General features: G+C 73.8%; 16 protein-coding genes. 12 read left to right on the forward strand and 4 right to left on the reverse strand.

Going from position 1 to position 19,320, the window contains the following annotated elements; genetic code table 11:
* Positions 1-74 precede the first annotated feature (74 nt).
* Positions 75-1,259 (forward strand): PP2C family protein-serine/threonine phosphatase, encoded by a 1,185-nt coding sequence (locus ACIO9K_RS35715; protein WP_400335990.1) that lies wholly within the window; start codon positions 75-77, stop codon positions 1,257-1,259.
* An 18-nt stretch (positions 1,260-1,277) separates the two neighbouring features.
* Here ACIO9K_RS35715 and ACIO9K_RS35720 read toward each other — a convergent pair whose 3' ends face one another.
* On the reverse strand, positions 1,278-2,249 hold the full coding sequence (locus ACIO9K_RS35720) for an endonuclease/exonuclease/phosphatase family protein (protein ID WP_363621483.1): 972 nt from the start codon (positions 2,247-2,249) through the stop codon (positions 1,278-1,280).
* A 78-nt stretch (positions 2,250-2,327) separates the two neighbouring features.
* On the opposite strand from ACIO9K_RS35720, the gene ACIO9K_RS35725 reads away from it, so the two are divergent.
* The 6 genes from ACIO9K_RS35725 (at position 2,328) to ACIO9K_RS35750 (ending at position 10,324) form a co-directional block, all read left to right on the forward strand.
* Positions 2,328-2,960, forward strand: coding sequence for a PadR family transcriptional regulator (locus ACIO9K_RS35725; RefSeq protein WP_363621485.1), 633 nt, complete (start codon positions 2,328-2,330; stop codon positions 2,958-2,960).
* A gap of 128 nt (positions 2,961-3,088) precedes the next feature.
* Complete coding sequence (locus ACIO9K_RS35730; RefSeq protein WP_400335992.1) at positions 3,089-3,853, forward strand: ABC transporter ATP-binding protein; 765 nt, start codon at positions 3,089-3,091, stop codon at positions 3,851-3,853.
* On the forward strand, positions 3,850-6,714 hold the full coding sequence (locus ACIO9K_RS35735) for an FtsX-like permease family protein (RefSeq protein WP_400335994.1): 2,865 nt from the start codon (positions 3,850-3,852) through the stop codon (positions 6,712-6,714). Before ACIO9K_RS35730 ends, ACIO9K_RS35735 begins: the two co-directional genes overlap by 4 nt.
* 145 nt (positions 6,715-6,859) lie before the next feature.
* Positions 6,860-8,263 carry a dipeptidase gene (locus ACIO9K_RS35740; protein ID WP_350879873.1) on the forward strand — a complete coding sequence of 468 codons (1,404 nt, stop codon included), beginning with the start codon at positions 6,860-6,862 and terminating at the stop codon, positions 8,261-8,263.
* Between the two features lie 69 nt (positions 8,264-8,332).
* Positions 8,333-9,274: an NAD(+) diphosphatase gene (gene nudC / locus ACIO9K_RS35745; protein WP_350879872.1), complete on the forward strand. Its 942-nt coding sequence runs from the start codon at positions 8,333-8,335 to the stop codon at positions 9,272-9,274.
* A 210-nt stretch (positions 9,275-9,484) separates the two neighbouring features.
* Positions 9,485-10,324, forward strand: a complete 840-nt coding sequence (locus ACIO9K_RS35750) for a GntR family transcriptional regulator (RefSeq protein WP_363586727.1) — start codon at positions 9,485-9,487, stop codon at positions 10,322-10,324.
* Between the two features lie 68 nt (positions 10,325-10,392).
* On the opposite strand, the gene ACIO9K_RS35755 is transcribed toward ACIO9K_RS35750, so the two are convergent.
* Positions 10,393-10,650 carry a mycoredoxin gene (locus ACIO9K_RS35755; RefSeq protein WP_363586726.1) on the reverse strand — a complete coding sequence of 86 codons (258 nt, stop codon included), beginning with the start codon at positions 10,648-10,650 and terminating at the stop codon, positions 10,393-10,395.
* Between the two features lie 200 nt (positions 10,651-10,850).
* Here ACIO9K_RS35755 and ACIO9K_RS35760 point away from each other — a divergent pair, with 200 nt between their 5' ends.
* From ACIO9K_RS35760 to ACIO9K_RS35775, 4 genes are all read left to right on the forward strand, one after another.
* Entirely contained in the window at positions 10,851-13,118 is a 2,268-nt protein-coding gene (locus ACIO9K_RS35760) for an ATP-dependent DNA helicase UvrD2 (RefSeq protein ID WP_400335997.1), read from the forward strand.
* A gap of 249 nt (positions 13,119-13,367) precedes the next feature.
* The gene (locus ACIO9K_RS35765; protein ID WP_363586725.1) at positions 13,368-13,826 is read left to right on the forward strand and encodes a hypothetical protein; all 459 of its coding nucleotides are present in this window, start codon (positions 13,368-13,370) and stop codon (positions 13,824-13,826) included.
* Between the two features lie 167 nt (positions 13,827-13,993).
* On the forward strand, positions 13,994-14,362 hold the full coding sequence (locus ACIO9K_RS35770; protein ID WP_400335999.1) for a WhiB family transcriptional regulator: 369 nt from the start codon (positions 13,994-13,996) through the stop codon (positions 14,360-14,362).
* Between the two features lie 149 nt (positions 14,363-14,511).
* Complete coding sequence (locus ACIO9K_RS35775) at positions 14,512-14,757, forward strand: hypothetical protein (protein ID WP_079136258.1); 246 nt, start codon at positions 14,512-14,514, stop codon at positions 14,755-14,757.
* Between the two features lie 108 nt (positions 14,758-14,865).
* On the opposite strand, the gene ACIO9K_RS35780 is transcribed toward ACIO9K_RS35775, so the two are convergent.
* Both ACIO9K_RS35780 and ACIO9K_RS35785 read right to left on the reverse strand, forming a co-directional pair.
* Entirely contained in the window at positions 14,866-16,290 is a 1,425-nt protein-coding gene (locus tag ACIO9K_RS35780) for an ABC1 kinase family protein (protein ID WP_400336001.1), read from the reverse strand.
* Positions 16,291-16,530: 240 nt separating this feature from the next.
* The gene (locus tag ACIO9K_RS35785; protein ID WP_400336003.1) at positions 16,531-17,253 is read right to left on the reverse strand and encodes a TetR/AcrR family transcriptional regulator; all 723 of its coding nucleotides are present in this window, start codon (positions 17,251-17,253) and stop codon (positions 16,531-16,533) included.
* 165 nt (positions 17,254-17,418) lie between these two features.
* On the opposite strand from ACIO9K_RS35785, the gene ACIO9K_RS35790 reads away from it, so the two are divergent.
* Entirely contained in the window at positions 17,419-18,954 is a 1,536-nt protein-coding gene (locus ACIO9K_RS35790; RefSeq protein ID WP_400336005.1) for an MFS transporter, read from the forward strand.
* Positions 18,955-19,320 lie beyond the last annotated feature (366 nt).

Here is a 19,320-nt window from a genome sequence, read left to right on the forward strand (position 1 = left end):
CCCGCATTCCCTAACCCTCAGTCATCACCGCAGGTGCCCCAGGGCATCGGCGTCTTCTGCTGGAGTAACCGACGTTGAGCGCGACCGGATGGATCAGAGAGCGGTTCACCGGGCCGACCCCGGGACCCGCTCCGGGCACGACCGGCACCTGGCCGAGGACGGCGCTCGCGCTGCCCTTCATCGGCATGGCGCTGATCGTCGCCCTCGACTTCGTCAGCAACACCGAGGTGACGGTCGAGCCGGCCCTCACCGCCGTCCCCGCGCTGGCCGCCGTGGTCAGCCACCGAACCTGGTACCCGCTCGCCATCGGCCTCTTCACCGAGGCGGTGGCCTTCCTGATGGCCTTCCGCAGCGACGCGCTCGACCAGTCCGTGCACGCCGCCAGCGTCTTCGCGATCCTGCTGGTCGCGCTGATCGGCTGGGTCAGCGCCACCCTGCGGCTGCGCCAGGAGCGGGCGCTGGCCGACGCCCAGCTCGTCGCCTCGATCGCCCGCCGGGTGCTGCTGCGGCCCGTCCCCGAGCGGGTCGGCACCGTCCAGGCGGCCGTCCACTACGAGGCCGCCGCCGCGCACGCCAGGATCGGCGGCGACCTGTACGAGGTGGTCAACACCCGGCACGGGGTGCGGGCCGTGGTCGGCGACGTCCGCGGCAAGGGCCTCGGCGCGGTCGAGACCGCCGCCGCCGTCCTCGGCGCCTTCCGCGAGGCCGCGCACCAGGAGCCCGCACTGGACCGGGTCGCCGGCTGGCTGGCCGTCAGCCTCGACCGGGCCCTGCACGAGAACGACCACCCGGGCGTGGAGGAGGAGTTCGTCACCCTGGTGCTGATCGGCGTCGGGGCGGACGGCACCGCGGAACTGGTCAACTGCGGCCACCCCTCGCCGCTGCTGCTGCGCGGCGGGGATGTCCGGCCGCTCGAACTCGCCGAGACCGTCCCGCCGCTGGGCGTCCTCGACCCGGCCGACGTCCGGCCGCCGGTGCACCGGGTGGCACTGCGGCCCGGCGACCGGGTCCTGCTGTTCACCGACGGGGTGATCGAGGCCCGCGACCGCTCCGGCGCCTTCTACCCGCTCGCCGAGCGCCTCCCGCGCTGCGCCGACGGCCGCCCGGCGGACGTCCTGCAGCGCCTGCACGAGGACGTCGTGCGCCACGTCGGCCGCCAACTCGGCGACGACGCGGCCATGCTGCTCCTCCAGTACGCGCCGGCCCCCGCCGCCGGCACCCAACTACCGCACCAGCACGGCGTCCTGGCCCGGCACTAGTCCCGTGCTGGGCCCGTACTAGAGCGAGACCTCCACCAGCAGCGGCCGGTGGTCCGACACCGCCGCGCGCGGCGCCGCCGCCGGGCCGACCGCGGCGCGCGGCACGCCGACCGCCAGCACGTGGTCGAACTGCACCGCCGGGCGGTGCGAGGGGTACGTCGGGGTACGGGCCAGGTCGTACCAGCCCTGCAGGCGGGGGCGGGGCTCGCGCACCCGGCGCCGGCGCGGCTCGGCCAGGGCCGGCCGGGCCCGCCGGGCCGCCCGCAGCTCCCGGACCCGCGCCCGGGGTGCGGTGCGCTCCAGCGCGGTCGCCCCGCCGAGGACGGTGCGCGGCACCGCGCCGACCAGGTTGAAGTCGCCCAGCACCAGGTACGGCTGCGGCAGGTCCGCGATCCACCGCCGGATGCCGGCCAGCTGCGCCATGTTCCACCCGGGGACGAAGGACAGGTGCGCCGCCACCACGGTGAACGGGCCGCGGTCGCCCTCCAGCACGGCCGCCAGCGCCGCCCGCGGCTCGTCCGGCACCGGGGTGAGCCCGCGCCGGCCGGCCACCCGCAGTGGCAGTCCGAACGGGGCCGGGGCGAACCGGCGGGCCCGCCAGTGCCGCACCGGCAGCCGGGTCAGCAGCGCGGTGCCGTACGAGGGCGGGGCGCCGTCGCCGACGTCGCCGGGCCCGTACACCCGCAGGCCGCCGGGCACGGAGGGCTCCGGCACCCAGCCCGCGACCGGCGCCGGGCGCCCGTGCAGGGCGGCGGCGAACCGCCAGTCGGCGGCCCCCATGGCCTTGGCGGCCACCGCGGCCTGGTCGGTGCCGCCGGAGCGGGACTGGTGGCGGTCCACCTCCTGGAGGGCCAGTACGTCGGCGTCCAGCGCGGCCACCGCCTCCGCCAGCGGCCCGCCGGCGTCGGCGGGGTAGGGCCGCGGGGCGCCGTCCGGGGCGAGCGGCTGACCGTGCAGCAGGTTGAAGGTGGCGATGCGCAACTGGCTCACACCGCACGACGGTACCCGCTCGCCGGGGGAGGGGGTGCGGCTTGAGCCTGTGGGGCATACCGGGTATACATACTGAGTATGTCCATCCGACACGGCCTGCTCGCCCTGCTCGACCAGGGCCCGCGCTACGGCTACCAACTGCGCACCGAGTTCGAGGCGCGCACCGGCGCCACCTGGCCGCTCAACGTCGGGCAGGTCTACACGACGCTGTCCCGACTGGAGCGGGACGGCCTGGTCGAGCCCGCCGGAGAGGACGACGAGGGCCACCAGTTCTACGCCGTCACCGAAGAGGGACGCACCGAGCTGCGGGCCTGGTTCGACACCCCGGTGCCCCGGACCAACCCCCCGCGCGACGAACTGGCCATCAAGCTCGCCATGGCCGTCACCGTCCCCGGGGTGGACGTCTCCGCCGTCGTCCAGGGCCAGCGCCGCCACAGCATCAAGGCGCTCCAGGACTACACCCGGCTCAAGGGCCGCGCGCTGGCGGGGGAGTCACGGCCCGGCATCGCGCCCTCCGCGAGCAACGACCTGGCCTGGCTGCTCGTCCTCGACCAGCTGATCTTCCAGACCGAGGCCGAGATCCGCTGGCTCGACCACTGCGAGACCCGGCTCCACCAGCACGCGGAGACCGAACAGGCCCGCGCCGCCGAAGCCGCCCGCGACGGCGGCGCCACGGTCGCCCGGCCCGCCCGCCGCCGCTCGCGCACCTGACCCCGCCCGCCGTCGCCCGCGCACCCGAACCCGCGACGGCCGCCGCTCGCGCACCTGACCGCGACGGCCCGCCCGAACCACCGGCCCGGACCCGACGCCGAGCCCACCACCAGCACAAGGGGGGAACCATGTCCCACACCGACCCGGCCCGGCAGACGCCGGTACTGCACCTGGAGAACGTCACCCGAGTCCACGGCCAAGGCGCCGCGGAGGTCCAAGCCCTGCGCGGCATCGACCTCAAGGTCCACCCCGGCGAGTTCGTCGCCGTCATGGGCCCGTCCGGCTCCGGCAAGTCGACGCTCCTCACCCTCGCCGGCGGACTGGACACCCCGACCACCGGCCAGGTCCTCGTCGAGGGCGTCGCCCTCGGCGGGCTCACCCGCAAGCGGCTCGCCCAGGTCCGCCGCCGCTCCATCGGCTACGTCTTCCAGGACTACAACCTGATCCCCGCCCTCACCGCCGGCGAGAACATCTCGCTGCCGCGCGAGCTCGACGGCCTCTCCGCCCGCGCCGCCCGCCGCGAGGCGCTCGCCGCCCTGGAGGAGCTCGGCATCCCCGAGCTCGCCGACCGCTTCCCCGACGACATGTCCGGCGGCCAGCAGCAGCGCGTCGCCATCGCCCGCGCCCTCATCGGCGACCGCCGCCTCGTCCTCGCCGACGAGCCCACCGGCGCCCTCGACTCCACCACCGGCGAGGCCGTCCTCGCCGTCCTGCGCGCCCGCTGCGACGCCGGCGCCGCCGCCATGATGGTCACCCACGAGGCCCGGCACGCCGCCTGGGCCGACCGCGTGGTCTTCCTGCGCGACGGCCGCATGGTCGACGAGAGCGTCAGCCAGGACGCCGCCAGCCTGCTCGTCAGCGCCGCCACCAACAGCATGAAGGTGGACGAGTGAAGCTCAGCGCCTGGCGGGTCGCCCTGCGCATCGCCCGCCGCGACGCCCTGCGCGCCAAGGGCCGCAGCGCCCTGGTGGTCGCCATGGTCGCACTGCCCGTCCTCGGCGTCACCGGCGCCGACGTGGTCTTCCGCAGCGCCGACCTCGAACCCGCCGAACACGTCCTGCGCGTCATGGGCCAGGCCGACGGCGAACTGCAGATGCTCGAACGCGGCGCCATCGTCCTCCAGGCGCCCGACCCCGACAAGGGAATGTCCACCAGGAGCGCCAAGGACGAGGCGAAGAACGGCGCCGCCCCCCAGTACACCCCCGCCCAGCAGCGCAGCCTCGACACCGAACCCGTCGAACTGGCGAAGCAGCTGCTCCCGCCCGGCACCGTCCTCGTGCCCGAGCGGCAGGGTCCCTACACCGCCGCCGGCAGCTCCCAGGGCCTGCTCAGCACCCGGACCACCGAGCTGGACCTCACCGACCCGGTCTGGAAGGGCCGGGTCAACCTGGTCAAGGGCCGCGCCCCCGCCACCGACGGCGAAGCCGCCGTCACCCGGGACTTCCTCACCCGCTCCGGCCTCAAGATCGGCGACCAGACCGCCGTCCGCGGCCTGGAGGACACCCCCTTCACCATCACCGGCGTCGTCGAGTACCCCGGTGAACTGACGGCCACCGAGATCATCGCCCGGCCCGGCACCCTGATCAGCAAGCTCGCCAAGCTCCCCGGCGCCGACCGCAGCCGCAACGCCGGCACCGACGCGCCCACCCGCTGGCTCGTCAAGCTCCCCGCGGGCACCCTGGACTGGCCCAAGGTCACCGAACTGGGCGGCTACGGCTTCACCCTCGCCTCCCGCGCCGTCCTGCTCGACCCGCCGGCCCGCGCCGACGTCCCCTACTACGTCGAGGCCGACAAGCACGGCGGCCCCACCCCCGGGTACCTCGACCGTACCTCCGTCGTCATCCTCGCCACCGTCGTCGGCATGGCCCTGCTGGAGATCGTCCTCCTCGCGGGCCCCGCCTTCGCCGTCGGGGCCAGGCGCTCCCGGCGGCAGCTCGGACTGCTCGCCGCCGGCGGCGGTGAGCGCGCCAACATCCGCGCCGTCGTCCTCGGCGGCGGCATCGTCCTCGGCATCACCGGCGCCGTCGTCGGCCTCGGACTCGGCATCGGCCTGGTCGCCCTGCTGCGCACCCGGGCCGAGGAGTACGCCGGCCAGCGCTTCGGCCACTTCAACCTCCAGCCGCTCGACCTGCTCGGCGTGCTCCTGGTCGGCCTGGTCACCGGCCTGCTCGCCGCCGTCGTGCCCGCCGTCCAGGCCTCCCGCCAGGACGTCGTCGCCGCGCTCACCGGCCGCGACTCGCTCAAGCCCCCGAGCCGCAAGCTCGCCCTGCTCGGCCTGCTGATGCTCGGCGGCGGCTCCGCGCTCGCCCTGCTCGGCGCCACCAGCGGCTTCGCCAACCGCAGCCTGTCCGTCCTCGGCGGCTCGGCCGTCGCCGAACTCGGCATGGTCGCCCTGACGCCCTACCTGGTCGGCCTGTTCGGCCGGCTCGGCCGCTGGCTCTCGCTCGGCCCCCGGCTCGCCCTGCGCGACTCGGTGCGCCACCGCGGCCGCACCGCGCCCGCCGTCGCCGCCGTGATGGCCGCCGTCGCCGGCACCGTCGCGGTCAGCGTCTACCTCGCCAGCTACGACGAGGGGAACCGCCGCGAGTACACCGCCGCCGCCCCCTCCGGCGCCGTCATGCTCGGCAGCGGATGGCTGCCCGCCGCTGAGGGCAAGCTGCTGCCGCAGATGCGCGACGCGGTGGAACGCAACATCCCCTCCCTCGGATCGCGCGCCGACATCCAGCGCGTCAACTACAAGGGCGACTGCGCCGACGGCGGCAGCGGCTGCGGCTACATCCAGGTCGAACTGCCCGAGGAACTGCGCTGCCCCGCCCTCGACGACACCGAGCGCAGCACCGACGAGACGGAACGCATCCTCGGCACCGACCCGCGCTGCCAGGGCATCGGCCACCGCGGCAACCACTTCAGCAACCTCTCCGCGGGCGACGCCACCCTGCTGCACAACCTCTACGGCGTCACCGACCCGGCCGCCGGGCAGGCCCTCGCCGCCGGCAAGGCCGTGGTCTTCGACGCGAAGTACCTCAAGGACGGCAAGGTCGCGATCGGGCTGAACGACCCGATGGAGGAGACCGACGGGCCGTCCCCCCGGAAGCGCGGCCACACCGAGATCTCCGTCGACGCCGTCCTCGCGTCCGCGGTGGTGCCGGCCAGCGGCCAGGCCGTGATCAGCCCCGACACCGCCACCCGGCTCGGCCTCACCACCTCCCCGGCCGGCTCGGTCTGGCTGCCCGACAGCTCACCCTCCGACGGCGCCCAGCAGAAGGCCAACGGGGCGCTGGCCAAGCTCACCGACCAGGGCGTCCTCGTGATCGAGCGCGGCTACCAGTCCAGGTCCGACCTGATCGGCCTCGGCCTGTCGATCTTCGCCGGCATCGTCGCCCTCGGTGCGGCCGGCATCGCCACCGGACTCGCCGCCGCCGACTCCCAGCGCGACCTGACCACCCTCGCGGCGGTCGGCGCCGAGCCCCGGATCCGGCGCACGCTCTCCGGCTTCCAGTGCGGGGTGATCGCCGCCATGGGCACCCTCCTCGGCACCGTCTGCGGGATCGTGCCGGCGGTGGCCCTGCGCAAGGTCCAGGGCGCGGCGACCTCCGTCCCCGGGATGAGCGCCGAGACGATCGCCAACAACTCGGTCGTGGTCCTCCCGTGGCTCACCATCGCGGTCACCGTGGTGGCGCTGCCGGTGCTCGCGGCGGGCCTGGCCGCGCTGCTCACCCGCTCGCGGATCTCCCTGCTGCGCCGCTCCGGCTGAGGTTCGCGCACCCTCCCGTCACCCCCGTCCGCGCCCCCTCCACTCCGGGGGCGCGGGCGGGGGTGACGGAGGTTACAGCCCCGACGGCGCCCGGCAGCCGGACGGCCGGGGCGGGCACCCGCACGGGCGAACTAAAGTCGTCCGTATGACGAGAACTCCGGACAGCGTCGTCCGCTCCTTCATCGACCAGCACCAGGCCGGCTTCCTCGCCGACCTCTCCGAGTGGCTGGCCATTCCCTCGGTCTCCGCCGACCCGGCCCGCGCCGGTGACGTGCGGCGCTCCGCCGAGTGGCTGGCCGCCAAGCTGCGCGACACCGGCTTCCCGGTGGCCGAGGTGTGGGAGACCGACGGCCTGCCGGCGGTGTTCGCCGAGTGGCCCTCCGGGGACTCGTCCGCGCCGACCGTCCTGGTCTACGGGCACCACGACGTGCAGCCCGCCGCCAAGGAGGACGGCTGGGACACGGAGCCGTTCACCCCGACCGTGGTCGGCGGACGGCTGTTCGCCCGCGGCGCGGCCGACGACAAGGGCCAGGTGTTCTTCCACACCCTGGGCGTGCGCGCCCACCTGGCCGCGACCGGCCGCACCGCGCCGGCCGTCAACCTCAAGCTGCTGATCGAGGGCGAGGAGGAGTCCGGCTCGCCGCACTTCGCCGACCTGGTCCGGCGCGAGGCCGGGCGGCTGGCCGCCGACGTGGTGGTCATCTCGGACACCGGCATGTGGTCCGAGACCACGCCGACCGTCTGCACCGGCATGCGGGGCCTGGCCGACGCCCAGATCGACCTGTACGGCCCGGACACCGACATCCACTCCGGCTCCTTCGGCGGCGCCGTCCCCAACCCGGCGCAGGTCGCCGCCGAGCTGGCGGCCGGCCTGCACGACGCCGACCGCCGGGTGGACATCCCGGGCTTCTACGACGGCGTGATCGAGCTGACCGACCGCGAGCGCGAGCTGTTCGCCGAACTGCCCTTCGACGAGGCGCAGTGGCTCAGGGTCGCCAAGTCGTACGGAACCCGGGGCGAGGCCGGCTACTCCACCCTGGAGCGGGTCTGGGCCCGCCCGACCGCCGAGGTCAACGGCCTCTGGGGCGGCTACACCGGCCCCGGCGGCAAGACCATCGTGCCGTCCTCGGCGCACCTCAAGCTGTCCTTCCGGCTGGTCGCCGGGCAGGAGGTGGAGAAGGTGCGCGAGGCCGTCCGGGAGTGGGTGGCCGCGCGGGTGCCCGAGGGCGTCCGCCACGAGCTGACCTTCCCGGGCGCGACCCGGCCCTGCCTGACCCCGCTGGACCACCCGGCGCTGCAGTCCACCGTCCGCGCCATGGGCCGGGCCTTCGGGCAGAAGATCCTCTTCACCCGCGAGGGCGGCTCCGGCCCGGCCGCAGACCTCCAGGACGTGCTCGGCGCGCCGGTGCTGTTCCTCGGCATCTCGGTGCCCTCGGACGGCTGGCACTCGGTCAACGAGAAGGTCGAACTGGACCTGCTGGCCAAGGGCGTGGAGACGGCCGCGTACCTGTGGGGGGACCTGGCCGAGAACTTCCGGCCCGGCGCGTGACCCCGCGCGGGCACACCATGGCAGTCAGATCACTCATCCGGATGATTCATCACGTGGGGATGGAACGAAGTGAGCACCGTGCCTGAGACCGAACGCCCACTGAACCTGGCACTGGCCCGGGCCGGGGTGGACCGGGCGGCCGAGCACCGGCTCGACGAGCCCTGGCTGGCCGCCGCCTGGAGCCACCCGGCCACCCGGGTGCTGCCGATCGCCGGCGGAGAGGCGTTCGTCGTCGACACCGCGCAGGGCACCGAACTCGTGCTGATGCCCTCCTTCGAGGCGCCGCAGACCGGGGACCGGTACTTCCTCGGCACCGACGAGGACGGCGTCTCGTACTTCGCGCTGGCCGGTGAGAGCCTGCCCGGGCGGCTGGACGGCGACGCCCGCCCGGCCGGGCTGCGCGAGGTCGGCGCGCTGCTGTCGGACCGGGACGCCGGACTGCTGGTGCACGCCGTGGCGCTGGAGCACTGGCACCGGCTGCACAGCTTCTGCTCGCGCTGCGGGCACCCGACCGAGAAGGCCGGCGCCGGGCACGTGCGGCGCTGCACCTCCTGCGCGGCCGAGCACTACCCGCGCACCGACCCGGCGGTGATCATGGTGATCACCGACGAGCAGGACCGCTGCCTGCTCGGCCGCCAGGCGCTGTGGCCGGAGGGCCGCTGGTCCACCCTGGCCGGCTTCGTCGAGCCGGGGGAGTCGATCGAGCAGGCGGTGGTGCGCGAGGTGCACGAGGAGGCCGGCGTGCGGGTCGGCGAGGTGCGCTACGTCGCCAGCCAGCCCTGGCCCTTCCCGTCGAGCCTGATGCTCGGCTTCACGGGCCGGGCGCTGCCGGGCGGCACGGCGATCACCGTGGACGGCGAGGAACTGGCCGAGGCGCGCTGGTTCTCCCGCGAGGAACTGCGGGCCGGGATGGAGGCGGGGGAGATCCTGCCGCCCTCCGGGATCTCGATCGCGCGCCACCTGGTCGAGCTCTGGTACGGCGGACCGCTGCCGTCGGCGGCGCGCTGGTAATCCCCGACGAATGGGGGGCGTGCGGGTTATCCCGTGCGCCCCCGTTTTTCTTTTCCCTTCCTTTCCGAATCCGCCACGACCTGATGTTCGTGGCCGGACGGGCCAGTTCTGCTACCGCCGCCCGCCGTCCCGAAGCCGTCGTCAACCCGCGCGGACGACATTGCCGGAAACGGCTGAAACCCCGCCATCGCGCTCGCTACATTCACTCGGGTGACAATCCCCCGGGGCACCGCCCAATCCCCCAAATACCAGCGTCTCGCCGCCGACCTGCGCCGCCGGATCGCCGAGGGCGAGTTCACCGCCGACGCCGCACTCCCGGTCGAGAGCGAACTGGAACGCCAGTACGGAGTCGCCCGCAACACCGTCCGGCTCGCCGTCGACGTCCTGGTCAACGAAGGCCGCCTGGTCCGCCTCCAGGGCAAGGGCACCTACCTGCGGGAACACCCCGTCCTGGACCACCGCGCCTACGGCCCCACCCTGGCCCCCGCCCCCCGGGACTGCCTGGCCGTGCCCTCCGCCGTCTACCTCGGCGAGGCCGCCGAGGCCGGGCGCGAACTCACCACCGACTTCGAGATGATGATCGTCCGGGCCCGGGTCGACATCGCCGAACGGCTCGGACTGCGCCCCGGCGAGGCCATCGTGGTCCGCCGCCAACTGCGCCTGCTCGACCGCGAGCCGTACTCCATCGAGGAGAGCCACTACCGGGCCGGACTCGCCGCCGGCACCCCGCTGATGGAACCCGACCCGGTCGAGGGCGGCGACGAGGCCGTCCTCGACGAACTCGGCCGCACCGAGATCGGCGCCGTCGACCACCTGGTCGCCCGGATGCCCGGCCCCGAGGAGGCCCAGTGGTTCCAGGGCGGCCCCGGCGTGCCGCTGATGGTCCAGACCCGCGTCACCTACGACCGGCGCGGGCCCGTCAGGGTCATCGAGACCCGCTACTCGGCCGACCGCAGCCGGCTCGTCTACGGCATCGGCGACCTCGGCGCGCGTGCCACCCTGCCCGCGCCCGCCGCACCCGTCGACCCCGCCAGGGCCGACGCGCAGTGACGCGCGCCGGCCCGGACCCCGGGCCGGCCCGCCCGGGCCGTTCGGGTCATGCAGGCCACTCAGGCCACTCAGACTCCGAGGGCCTTCTTCACCTGGAGCAGGCTCGGGTTGGTCATCACGACCCGCTCGCCGCCGGCGTTCGGCGTCACCAGCACCGTCGGCACGGTCTGGTTGCCGCCGTTGACCGACTCGACGAACGACGCCGACGCCGGGTCCTCCTCGATGTTGACCTCCGTGTAGCCGATCCCCTCCCGGTCCAGCTGGCTCTTGAGTCGGTTGCAGTACCCGCACCAGGTCGTGCTGTACATCGTCACGCTGCCGGACATCGAGGAGGCTCCTTCAGGAAGAGGGCGTACGGTCTCAGGGCAGGAACGCCCACCGCGCGACGGTCATTCCGCACGGCCACGCTCCGTCGCACCACGACGGCGCCCGAACGGCCCCGCGCGCCCCGGTGCGCAGCGATCATCCTGCGATCACACCGGGCCTGTGGACAACCCCGCCCCCGTTGTCCCAGCGGGCTGAGAGGATGGAAAGCATGCAGGAAGACCTCTTGAGCGGCAGCCCGTCCGACGGCCCCCACGGCTCCCTCTGGGCCGACCCCACCGCCGCCACGGGCCCCGACGCCGTGCTCGCCGGGCTCGACCCCGAACAGCGCGCCGTCGCCACCGCCCTGCACGGGCCCGTCTGCGTCCTCGCCGGCGCCGGCACCGGCAAGACCCGCGCCATCACCCACCGGATCGCCTACGGCGTGCGCAGCGGCGTGTACCAGCCCCAGCAGGTCCTCGCCGTCACCTTCACCGCCCGCGCCGCCGGCGAGATGCGCGGCCGGCTGCGCCAGCTCGGCGCCGACGGCGTCCAGGCCCGCACCTTCCACGCCGCCGCCCTGCGCCAGCTCCAGTACTTCTGGCCGCGCGCCGTCGGCGGCCCCGTGCCCCAGCTGCTCGAACGCAAGGTCCAGCTCGTCGCCGAATCCGCCGGCCGCTGCGGCCTGCGCGTCCAGCGCACCGAACTGCGCGACCTCACCGCCGAGATCGAGTGGGCCAAGGTCACCCAGCTCGGCCCCGACGACTACCCCGCCGCCGTCCAGAAGTCCGGCCGCGACGCCCCCCGCGACCCGGCCGAGACCGCCCAGGTCTACCGCGTCTACGAGGAGACCAAGAGCCGCCGCGGCGTCATCGACTTCGAGGACGTCCTGCTGCTCACCGCCGCCATCCTGGAGGACCGCCCCGACATCGCGGACCAGGTCCGCTCCCAGTACCGGCACTTCACCGTCGACGAGTACCAGGACGTCTCCCCGCTCCAGCAGCGGCTGCTCGACCAGTGGACCGGCCCCGGCGGCGGGGCCAGCCTCTGCGTCGTCGGCGACGCCAGCCAGACCATCTACTCCTTCACCGGCGCCACCCCCGACTACCTGCTCAACTTCCGCACCCGCCACCCCGAGGCCACGGTCGTCAAGCTGGTCCGCGACTACCGCTCCACCCCGCAGGTGGTCCACCTCGCCAACGGACTGCTCAGCCAGGCCCGCGGCGAGGCCGCCCGCCACCGCCTCGAACTCGTCTCCCAGCGCGAGGCCGGCCCCGAACCCGTCTACACCGAGTACGAGGACGAACCCACCGAGGCCGAGACCACCGCCCGCCGGATCAAGGACCTGCTCGCCACCGGCGTGCGCGCCAGCGAGGTCGCCGTCCTGTTCCGCACCAACGGCCAGTCCGAGGTCTACGAGCAGGCCCTCGCCGACCTCGGCGTCCCCTACCAGCTCAAGGGTGCCGAGCGGTTCTTCGAACGCCCCGAGGTCCGCGACGCCGGCGTCCTGCTGCGCGGCGCCGCCCGGGCCGGCGCCGACCCGCTCACCGCCGACGCCCCCGACCTGGCCGGCCAGGTCCGCGCCGTCCTCGCCGCCCGCGGCTTCACCGCCGAACCGCCCGCCGGCTCCGGCGCCGTGCGCGACCGCTGGGAGTCCCTCGCCGCCCTCGTCCGGCTCGCCGAGGAGTTCGAGCGCACCCGCACCGCCGTCGGCCACAGCGCCGACCTCGCCGCCTACGTCGCCGAACTCGACGCCCGCGCCGCCGCCCAGCACGCCCCCGCCGTCGAAGGCGTCACCCTCGCCTCGTTGCACGCCGCCAAGGGCCTCGAATGGGACGCCGTCTTCCTCGTCGGCCTCACCGAGGGCACCCTGCCGATCATCTACGCCAAGACCGACGAGCAGATCGAGGAGGAGCGCCGACTCCTCTACGTCGGCGTCACCCGGGCCCGCAAGCACCTCTCCCTCTCCTGGGCGCTCAGCCGCTCCCCGGGCGGCCGGGCCAGCCGCAAGCCCAGCCGCTTCCTGGACGGGCTGCGCCCCGGTTCCAGCGCCCCCGGCGCACGCACCGGCGGGCGGGGCGGGCGCGGGGGCGTGGAGCCCGGCGAGCGCTCCGCCGGACGGCGGGTCCGCGGCCCGGTCAAGTGCCGGGTCTGCGAGAAGGTGCTCACCGAGGCGGTCGAGCGCAAGCTGCGCCGCTGCGAGAGCTGCCCGTCCACCATGGACGAGGCGCTGTACGAGCGGCTGCGCGAGTGGCGGGCCAGCCAGGCCAAGAAGCAGGGGGCGCCGGCCTACGTGGTGTTCACCGACGCCACGCTGATGGCCATCGCCGAGGACGTGCCGGCCGGCCGCCAGGAGCTGGCCGTGATCTCCGGGGTCGGCGCGATGAAGCTGGACAAGTACGGGGCGGCCGTGCTCTCGTTGTGTGCGGGGGAGGAGCCCGAGGAGGATCCGGACGGCGTCGAGGACGGCGAGCCGGTCGATCCGGCGTGAGCCGGTCCGGGCGCGGTCCAGGGGAGTCTCCCGGGGGCCGCTCGGGGGACATCCGAACCCGCCGTGAAAAATAGTTTGCGCGGCATACCGGGAGCGCAATAGCCTGCCGGAGCGGTCAAGGGGACGAGATCGCACGGGGTGACACCTGTGCCGAATCCCCTGCACCCAACAGCTTCACCGAGACAGACATCCGAACATTCGGAACCGGGGCGACCTGGCTCCGCGAGACGCCGAGAGGAGGCGATGACAGTGGGAAACATCATGATCACCAAAATGACTGGCCAGACCGTTGTTGCTGCCTCCCTGCGTGCCGCCCGTCTGCGGGCGCTCGCCGAGCTCGGTGGAACCGGTCTGGGTCTCGACACCACCGGTGTCTCCGTCGTCCCCGCTGTCAGTGGCCTTGGACACACTGATGTCTGCGCCGCGGGCGGCAGGAACGTCGAAGGCACCTCCGTCGAGGCCGGTCTGTCCGGCGACTGGGCGTCGTTCGGCACGTCGCGCTCCCTGCGTGATGAGCGACCGACCCAGGCACCGAAGGCAGTCGTAGCAGCCGCCATGCATGGCGACTATGCGCAGGTCGTCGGTGCCGGAAGCACCCAGAAGCAGAACGAGCAGCAGATTAACCAGGCCATGGCCGCCTTTGCGGGCGCCACGGCCATCCGGATGCGGGCCTTCCGCGGGCCTGAACCCTGGAGAGAACGAACCTGAGTAGGCCTCAGGTCGGCACCTCCAGGGCCGCGGAACCCGTCACACCGGGATCCGCGGCCCTTCTGTTTTGTCCGGTACGCAAGACCACCCAGGCCCCCCGGGGCCTCCGGCCCAGACCCACCAGCCATCTGGGCCGGAACCACTGAGAAGACGAGGAAGACGCCACAGTGTCCACGGTCATCACGCCGCCCATCCCGTCCGTACCGCCGACAAGCCAGATCACCAAGGCCGACCAGGCCGACCCCCCGGAGGTTCCTTCCATGCAGATCAGCTCCATCGAGCAGGCCGAGGCGCTCGGGCTCCCCATCCCCTGCCGCGCCTTCGACCCCGAGGTCTTCTTCGCCGAGACGCCCGCCGACGTCGAGTACGCGAAGTCCCTCTGCGGCACCTGCCCGGTCAAGGACGCCTGTCTGACCGGTGCGCTGGAGCGGCGCGAGCCGTGGGGCGTCTGGGGTGGCGAGCTCTTCGTCCAGGGCGTCGTCGTGGCCCGCAAGCGGCCGCGTGGCCGTCCGCGCAAGACCGAGGTCATGGCGTGAACCCCGCCCACGGCGCCAGGGCCGTCCGCCGGGGAGAGCAGCCCCTGCTGGACAGCTCCCTCCGCCGTTCCGTCCGGATCGCCGCCGCCAAGGCCGACGCATCCCGGCCAGCCCCCTTCCCGAGCACGCACCACGAGCAGGACCACCACATGACCGCCGCCGCCATCGATCCGACCGTCCGCGCTGAGCAGACCACCGAACTTCAGATCCAGAACAGGACCCTCGAAATGCAACTCCTCCACGAATCCCTGGCCCGGGCCCATATGCAAGAGCGCCTGCACGAGGCCGAGCACCAACGCCTCGTCACCCGGGTTGCCCGGGCCCGCCGGCTCAAGCAGCGGGCCGAGCGCGCCTCGCTGCGGGCCCGCAAGGCGATCGCCGTCGCCCTGATGTAGTCGCGGCTGTCGTCGCGTGCGGGGCCTCCCCGCGTTCCACCCCCGTCGTGCCGCAGGCCGCCCCCCGTCACGGGGAGCGGCCTGCGGTCGTCGGGGGCGGCGTTCCGGTCAGCTCTTGCGGGTGCGGCTGGCGGGCTCGCCGCCTGCCGGCCTGCGACCGGCGGGCTTCGCCGTCCCCGCTGGGTTGGCCGGCTTCGCCGGCTCCCGACCGGCGAACTGGGGCAGCCACGCCAGCATCTCCGCCCGGAACGGCGCCTGGGCGCCGAGCTGGCAGAGCACCCCGATGGTGCTCAGCGTCACCCGGTGGATCAGCAGGTACGCGGGCGGCAGGTTCAGCTGCTTGCCCAGGTTGTAGGCGGGCGAGCGCGGATCGGCGATCCGGGCCGCCTGCGCGCGCATCCAGGCCCGGGTGAAGTGGAAGCTGTCCACGGCGGCCGGCTCGATGATCGGCCGCAGGTAGTCCAGCACCGCGTCCGGGTCCAGCTCGATCGAGGGCTTGACGAAGCCCTCCTCGCGCAGCATCTTCAGCACGCCCGCCGCGTCGCCGTCCAGGGCCATCCGCAGCGACGCCCCGATCGGCGCGGGCAGCCCGCCCGGCAGCCGGTCCACCGTTCCGAAGTCCAGCACCCCCAGCCGCCAGCCCGACGCCGGGCCGTCGTCCTTCAGCAGCCGGAAGTTGCCCGGGTGCGGGTCCGCGTGCAGCAGGCCGGTCCGGGACGGGCCCGCGAACAGGAACCGGGCCAGCAACTGTCCGGCACGGTCGCGCTCCTCCTGGGTGCCGTCCGTGATCACCTCGGCCAGCGGGGTGCCGTCCATCCACTCGGTGACGAGCACCTGGTCGGCCTGCGCCACCACGCCGGGCACCACGATGTCCGGGTCGCCGGCGAACTCCTCGGCGTGCCGGCGCTGGGCCTGCGCCTCCAGCTCGTAGTCCAGTTCCTCCGACACCCGTTCACGCAGCTCGGCGATCAGCGGCTTGATGTCCAGCCCCGGGATCAGCGGGCCCAACAGCCAGGCCACCCGGCTCAGTTGCGTCAGGTCGGCGAGCAGCGCGTCACCCGCGCCCGGGTACTGCACCTTGACCGCGACCCGGCGCCCGTCGTGCCAGACGGCCCGGTGCACCTGCCCGATCGAGGCGGCCGCGGCCGGCCGGTCGTCGAACTCCCGGAACAGCTCGCGCCAGCCGTCCCCGAGCCGCTGGGCGAGCGCGGTGTGCACCTTGGCGGCGGGCATCGGGGGAGCGGCGTCCTGCAGCTTGGTGAGCGCGGCCCGGTACGGCCCGGCGACCTCCTCGGGCAGCGCGGCCTCGAAGACGGACAGCACCTGCCCGAACTTCATGGCTCCGCCCTTGAGTTCACCCAGGACCTTGAACAGCTGGTCGGCGGTGGCCTGCTGGAGCTCGGCCGTCACCACCTCGGCGGAGCGGCCGCCGATGCGCTTGCCCAGACCGAGCGTGGCGCGTCCGGCTATCCCCAGAGGCAGGGCGGCGAGCCGTGCCGTGCGGGTCACTGCCTTGCGCGGAAGATCGCTCACCCGGGCCTCCATTCCCTGGCCCCCCGACACCGGACGGCCCACCATCACTAGGCCATTGTGCCCGCTCCCCACCCCGCGACCGCCGGTATTTCGCCAGGCGGGGAAGGGGCGCCCGCACGTGGGACGCGACCGCTGTCCCTTTGCGGGGGAGTTGGACGGCTTGGTCCGGTCGGCCCGGCGTGGTGGGCGGACGGCGGCTGCGCGCTGAGTGGAGTGGCCGGGGGTCGTCCGACCGGAGGGTCAGCGGGGCAGGCGGAGGGCCAGGCCGTCCAGGACCACGTCGAGGCCGTAGGCGAACTTGGCGTCGCGCGTGGCGGCCGGGTCCGGGTCCGCGGAGACGGTCGAGTAGGCGTCGGCGAGGTGGGCGAAGCCCGCGGTGGCCTCCCGGGCGGCGGGCATCAGCCGGGCGATGAACGCGGCCTCACTCTCGCCGGCCCGGGCGACGGTGGTGAGCCAGGCCGCCTCCGTGGTGCTCATGCCGACGACGTAGGAGATGACCGTGTCGATCGCCCGGACCGGCTCGGGGAAGCCGGCCGAGGTGAAGAAGGCGGTCAGCCGCTCGCCGTAGGACATCAGGTTGGGGCCGAGGTAGGCGAGGCCGGCCTGGCCGAGGACGGACGACAGCCAGGGGTGGCGCAGGGCCGTCGCCCGGAAGGCGCCGGCGGCCTCGGTGGCGGCGGCGCGCCAGTCGGGGCTGTCGGCGGGCGGGAGGGTGATCTCGCCGAAGACCTCGTCCACCGCGAGCTCCATCAGCTCGTCCTTGGTCGCCACGTGCCGGTACAGGGAGGTGGCGCCCGCGTTCAGCCGGGTGGCCAGCTTGCGCATGCTCAGGGCCTCGATGCCCTCGGCGTCCAGCATGGTGATCGCCTCGCGGACGATCGCGGCCCGGCTGAGTGCGGGCTGGTCGGGCTCGCGCTGCCGACGGGCCCACACGGACGGGATCGGGTTCGTTTCGGCGGCCATGGCGGCTCCCCTTCCCTCTGCTCCTGCTTCGCTGCGTACAGCGTTCGCATTGAGCGTACAGGAGTCGGGTGTTGCGCACACTGTTCCGCTATGCGTACAGTGTGCGCAGCGAAGGAGCGTCGTGCGCACCGCGGGAACGGTGTGCGCAGAATGGAGGGGTGGCTGATGGCAGAGCTCAACGCGACCGAGGGCCGCAACCCGCACCGCTGGTGGATCCTGATCGTGCTGTGCCTGAGCTCGCTCGTCCTGGTGGTCGACAGCATGGCGCTCACGGTCGCCGTGCCCTCGATGACGGCGGACCTCGACGCCAGCGCCCAGGACACCCAGTGGATCCTCGACTCCTATGTCCTGGTCTTCGCCGGGCTGCTGCTCACCGCCGGCAGCCTCGGGGACCGCTTCGGCCGCCGAAAGATCATGATCATCGGACTGCTGCTCTTCGGGGCGGCCTCCCTCGCGGCCACCTTCTGCACCAACCCCGGCGAGGTGATCGCGGCACGGGTCGCCATGGGCGTCGGCGGATCGCTGATCATGCCCTCGACGCTGTCGATCCTCATCACCGTCTTCGACGAGGACGAGCGCAACAAGGCGATGGCCGCCTGGAGCTCGGTGGCGATGCTGGGGCTGGTCGGCAGCCCGGTCCTCGGCGGCGTGCTGATCGACCACTTCTCCTGGCACTCGATCTTCTTCATCAACGTTCCGGTCGTCGCCCTGGCGATCCTGGCGGGCCTGCTGCTGATGCCGGAGTCCAAGGGGCCGCGGCAGAAGCCCGACCCGCTCGGCGCGGTGCTGTCCGCGGCCGGCATGACCGCCCTGGTCTGGTGGATCATCGAGATCCCGCAGCACGGCGCCTTCGGCGGCCAGTCCCTGGTCACCCTGGCCGTCGCGGTGCTCGCGCTCGGCGGGTTCGTGGTGTGGGAGAACGTCACCTCCGCGCCCATGGTCCCGCTGGCGCTCTTCAAGCACCGCAACTTCAGCGGGGGCTCGCTGTCGCTGACCCTGGTGCAGATCGGCAACGGCGGCCTGCTGCTCGTGCTCACCCAGTACCTGCAGTTCGTGCTCGGCTACTCGCCGGTCAAGGCGGGCCTCGCGTTCGTTCCGCTGGCCATCGCCGCCCTGGTCGGCAACGGGGTCGGCGCCAAGTTCGCCGCCACGATCGGCAACCGCCTGCTCATCCTCACCGGGATGCTCGTCATGGCCGGCTCCTTCGCCCTGCTGACCACCGTCACCGCCGGCACCGGCTTCACCGTCCCGGCGGTCGCCCTCGGGCTGCTCGGCCTCGGCGCGGGCCTGGCGATGCCGGCGGCGGTGGGCGCGCTGATGGGCACCATCCCGCCGGAGCAGGCGGGCGTCGGCTCGGCGCTGAACGACACCATCCAGCAGGCCGGCACCGCGCTCGGCATCGCGATCCTGGGCTCGCTGCTGTCGAGCGGCTTCGCCGCCGAGATGCCCGCCGGGATGCCGGAGGAGGCGAAGCACTCCGTCGGCGGGGCACTGGCGCTGGCCAACGGGGACGCCGGGCTCGTCCGGACCGTCCGGGAGGCCTTCACCTCGGCGATGTCGACGACCTTCACGATCAGCGCGATCGGGGTGCTGGCGGCGGCGGTCGTGGCCACGCTGGTGATGCGCGACCGGAAGGCCGGGACGGCGGCGGGGGAGCCGGTGGCCGGGGCGTCGGTGGAGGACGCCGGGATCGCCGCCTGACTTCGTTGGACCTGGTTGGTCCGCCTCGCCGTGAAGGCCGGTGCCCCCGGGGCACCGGCCTTCGGTGGGGTGGGGCGGTGCGGTGGTGCGCAGGAAGTCGGACGGGCCGACTTCCTGCGCGTGGTCCTTTGCCTGATCTCTGGGGCCCCCTCCCCCCCCCGCCCCCCACCCTCCCCGCCTCCCGCCCACCACCTCCCGCTGGCAACAGCGGATCCCCGCCTTGCATGGCCCGCGCCCTGCCCCAGGCAGGGCGCGGGCCATGGGCTCACCTGGCCATGGGCTCACCTGGCCATGGGCTCACCTGGCCATGGGCTCACCTGGCCATGGGCTCACCTGGCCATGGGCTCACCTGGCCATGGGCTCACC

This window comes from Kitasatospora sp. NPDC087271, assembly GCF_044744605.1.
Taxonomy (GTDB): domain Bacteria; phylum Actinomycetota; class Actinomycetes; order Streptomycetales; family Streptomycetaceae; genus Kitasatospora.